Below are 3,992 nucleotides of genomic sequence, written 5' to 3' on the forward strand. Positions count from 1 at the left end.
TCTCGATGCTGCGCTGGCTCAAGAATGACTTCCCCAAGGAAGAGCTGAATCCGGTACTGGTCATCGATGACATGCCGGCCTTCCATCGCAAGCCGAAGAAGACGAATCGCCAGGCGTAACCGCGCTATGCGCTGAAAGAGACGGCGCAAAACCTAACGACAAGGGCCCCTCAACATGAGGGGCTCTTGTCGTTTCTGGCGTATGGAAACGCCTGACAAGGCGCAGGTTTGGCCAGGCTCAGGCCTACCATGCCCAGCCCTTCGCTCGGCCACGTCTCTCGTTCATTTCTCTCGGTTATTCCAGCCAGGGACGATCAAGTCCTATAGCGCTTGGCAAGAGGTGCTCAACAGTAGGCTCTCAAGCAGGCGGACGGCAGCGGACGACAAGGCAAAAAAGGGGAGTGGGCGGATGGTGGGGCTTCATCCGTGTGTATTCGTGGTGGGCGACGGCCAGCATCGAGTATCCAGAGCCGCTCGGATTGGATGACAGGACGCAACAATCCTGGCCTGAACGTCTGGCCCTCAGGCCTTGGGTTGGCGGTCTCTTGCTGGGCGATTTATGAGGTAGGAGTTCGCATCTGACCTGAAAACCGCAGCAGCTCGACACCTGTATGCATGAACATGCAGTAAGTTGTGCACGTCGTGCCGGACGCCACCTCGGGTTCCTCGTTGGCGGGATGAATCAACTGGTGCTTATATTGCAACACGTTAGGTTTTCGCTATTCCCTGGTTAGCTATTATTTGTTTTTTGCTATGGGAGCTTCTCGCCAATACTCCTCGCCCCGTTACTCCCTGATTTAACGAGGAATTTGCGAGGTGCTGAACGTACGTTTTCCCATGAAGACCCTGACGGCCGTGATGGCGCTGGGCCTTTCTGCCAGCAGTCTGGCGCAGCAGGAAGTGATGACTCGTTCCAATGGTGCGCCGGTCGGCAACAACCAGAACTCCCTGACCGCCGGCCCGAACGGCCCGACACTCCTGCAGGACCACCACCTGCTGGAGAAGCTGGCGCACTTCGAGCGCGAGCGCATTCCGGAGCGTGTCGTCCACGCTCGCGGTACCGGTGCCTACGGTGAGTTCCGTGCCACCGCGGACCTCACCGACCTGACCGTCGCGGCACCTTTCCAGGACAAGGGCCAGGTGACGCCGGTCTTCGTGCGCTTCTCCAGCGTGATCAACAGCAAGGGCTCGCCGGAAACCCTGCGTGACCCGCGTGGCTTCGCCGTCAAGTTCTACACCGAGCAGGGCAACTGGGACATCGTGGGCATCAACTTCCCGGTGTTCTTCATCCGCGATGCGATGAAGTTCCCGGACATGATCCATGCGCTGAAGCCGGACCCGCGTACCAACCTGCAGGACCCGAATCGCTACTTCGATTTCTTCAGCCATATCCCCGAAAGCACCAACATGCTGACCTACCTCTACTCGCCGCTGGGGATTCCGACCAGCCTGCGTGAGATGGATGGTTCTGGCGTGCATGCCTTCAAGTTCGTCAATGCCGAAGGCGACTGGAAGTACGTGAAGTTCACCTGGAAGTCGCGTCAGGGCAACCACGGCATGACGCCGCAAGAAGCCGCCAAGGTGCAGTCCACTGACTTCAACCATCTGACCGATGACCTCTACACCCATCTGGATGCCGGCGATGACCCGGTCTGGGATCTCTATATCCAGACCCTGGATCCCAGCCAGCTGAACAGCTTCGATTTCAATCCGCTCGATACCACCAAGTTGTGGCCGGAAGACCTGATTCCTGCCCGCAAGGTCGGTGAGCTGACGCTGAATCGTACGCCGGACAACTTCTTCCAGGAAACCGAGCAGGCGGCCATGTCGCCGGCCAACCTGGTGCCGGGTGTCGAGCCGTCCGAAGACCGCATGCTGCAGGGGCGTCTGTTCGCCTACGCCGATGCCCAGCGTTATCGCCTGGGAGCCAACTTCATGCAGCTGCCGGTGAATGCGCCCAAGAATGAGGTGCACAACAACCATCAGGACGGCGCGGGTTACTCCAAGCCGCGTTCCGGCTCCATCAACTATCAGCCGAGCCGCAACGCCGACTCGCTGGTGGATGACAGCCAGTACGAGTACAAGCGCTACACCCTGAATGGCACCACCCAGCAGCAGCCGATCGGCAAGCAGCAGAACTTCGCTCAGGCCGGTGAGCTGTATCGCTCCTTCTCCGAGCAGGATCAGGACGCTCTGATCCAGGCGCTGGGGACTGACCTGGGCAAGGTCAAGAACGAGGAGATCCGCGAGATCATGGTCAGCCACTTCTACCAGGCCGACCACGAATACGGTGAGCGTCTGGCCGAGGTGGCAGACGTCGACATGGATGACGTTGAAGAGCTGATCGAGGACTGAGACATCTGAGGCAGCGGCTGAAAGCAAAGCGTATGAAGAAAAGCGTGATGCGATCGCGATCAACCGCTGCCCGGAAGTCCCGGACCTGTTTCACCCGGCAGGGGAGCTTGCGCTCCTCTGCCGGCCGCAACACGAGCGCAACATGTGCGCCAGACGAGCTCAACACGAGCGAAAGACCAGAGAGGAGCGCAAGATGCATACGATGCGAGCCACAGACCCCAGCGGGCAGCAACACGGCCTGGGCAGAAGATGGCTGGCGGTGTTGGCCAGTCTGCTGATGATGGTGATGGCAGGGCAGGCTGTCGCGGCTGGCGACATCGATATCTTTGACGCCGCACGCGACGGCGACAATGCCGCGATTCGGAAATATGTTCAGCAGGGCGGTGATCTCTCGGTCACCAATTCCCGCAGCTATACCCCTTTCATTCTCGCGGCCTACTACGGGCATACCGACACCCTGGCGCTGCTGAAGTCTGCCGGAGCTGACGCCTGTGCACTCGATGAGAAGGGCAGCAATGCCTTCATGGGCGTGGCATTTCGCGGCTTTGACGAGACAGCCAGATGGCTGATCGCCAATACCGACTGTGATGTGAATCATCGCAATTACAGTGGCCAGACGGCGCTGATGATGGCGTCTCTGTTCGGCAATGAAGACATCATCAAGCTGTTGCTGCAGGCAGGTGCCGACCCCTCGATCCAAGATGCGCGTGGCAATACTGCGCAGTCATTGGCGGCGGCCCAGGGCCTGTCACGTATCGTGACATTGGTGAAGTTCAATATGTGAGGTCAGGCGTGACCAAGGGTGCCGGTGAAGCCTGTTCGGGGAATCTATCGGCTGACAACGCGCTTGGCTCACAGGCCCTTGGCGCCACCAACCCGACGTTCTATCGATTTCACGTTCCATCAATCTTGAGCTCTATCAATCTGACGTTCAGTAAAGTGCAAGTCTTGCAGATCTGACCAACCCAACCCAACGCAAAAGACGAGAAGTGACATCATGAAAGCCATGAAAGTACTGTGTGTGACAGCTGCGCTGTGTGCTGTGAGCAATGCGGCATTTGCCGACAATGGCGAAAGCGATATCCGTGTCCGTGAGGCATTGAGCGAGAGCCGTATCATGGGGCAGGCGCAGCCGGCCGAGCGCAGCACGCAAGTCTATGTGGAAAGCGGCATGAGCGTGGCGGCAGGCAGGGTGCAGCACGCCTTGAGTGAAGAAGGCAGCCGCGAACATGCTCGCAAGTGGGCCATTGAAGACAAGAATCACGCGACGGATTTCGTGAATGATGCCGGCAAGAGTGTCCCCGCCACCCGCATCGAACATGCCTTGAGCGAGAGCGCCTGACAGCCGATATCACCTCCGGGATGGAGTGTGCGTGACATCATGGTCGAGTCTTTCTGAGCGCTAGCTGCCAGCCAGCAATGATCAGTACGACACAATAACGTGAAGCCCGCCATTTGCGGAAAGACGCTTGACCATGACGATGTCATCTTGCTCCCGGAACCGGCAGGAACCCTTCAGCAAGGATTCTTGTTGAACCACGCGTTCAATCGCTGACGCCAGAATGTCTTCAATCGGCGTGATTCAGCGGATCAGAGTCCTTGCTCGAGCGCTCCTCGCGCCTATATCACTACCGACTG

Annotated in this window: 3 protein-coding genes; all 3 read left to right on the forward strand. The window is 58.6% G+C overall.

Going from position 1 to position 3,992, the window contains the following annotated elements; all coding sequences use genetic code 11:
- Positions 1-836 precede the first annotated feature (836 nt).
- The 3 genes from AC4FAH_RS13680 to AC4FAH_RS13690 all read left to right on the forward strand — a co-directional run bounded on the left by AC4FAH_RS13680 (position 837) and on the right by AC4FAH_RS13690 (position 3,696).
- Positions 837-2,354 carry a catalase gene (locus tag AC4FAH_RS13680; protein WP_490246223.1) on the forward strand — a complete coding sequence of 506 codons (1,518 nt, stop codon included), beginning with the start codon at positions 837-839 and terminating at the stop codon, positions 2,352-2,354.
- A 193-nt stretch (positions 2,355-2,547) separates the two neighbouring features.
- Positions 2,548-3,138 (forward strand): ankyrin repeat domain-containing protein, encoded by a 591-nt coding sequence (locus AC4FAH_RS13685; RefSeq protein ID WP_213115203.1) that lies wholly within the window; start codon positions 2,548-2,550, stop codon positions 3,136-3,138.
- Positions 3,139-3,351: 213 nt separating this feature from the next.
- On the forward strand, positions 3,352-3,696 hold the full coding sequence (locus tag AC4FAH_RS13690) for a hypothetical protein (protein WP_284727441.1): 345 nt from the start codon (positions 3,352-3,354) through the stop codon (positions 3,694-3,696).
- Positions 3,697-3,992 lie beyond the last annotated feature (296 nt).

The sequence above is a fragment of the Cobetia sp. genome (genome assembly GCF_983723665.1).

Bases quoted from the DNA above. Each gene is read 5' to 3' on its own strand.
- AC4FAH_RS13685 (WP_213115203.1), top strand. From the start codon at position 2,548: ATGCATACGATGCGAGCCACAGACCCCAGCGGGCAGCAACACGGCCTG.
- AC4FAH_RS13690 (WP_284727441.1), top strand. From the start codon at position 3,352: ATGAAAGCCATGAAAGTACTGTGTGTGACAGCTGCGCTGTGTGCTGTG.
- AC4FAH_RS13680 (WP_490246223.1), top strand. From the start codon at position 837: ATGAAGACCCTGACGGCCGTGATGGCGCTGGGCCTTTCTGCCAGCAGT.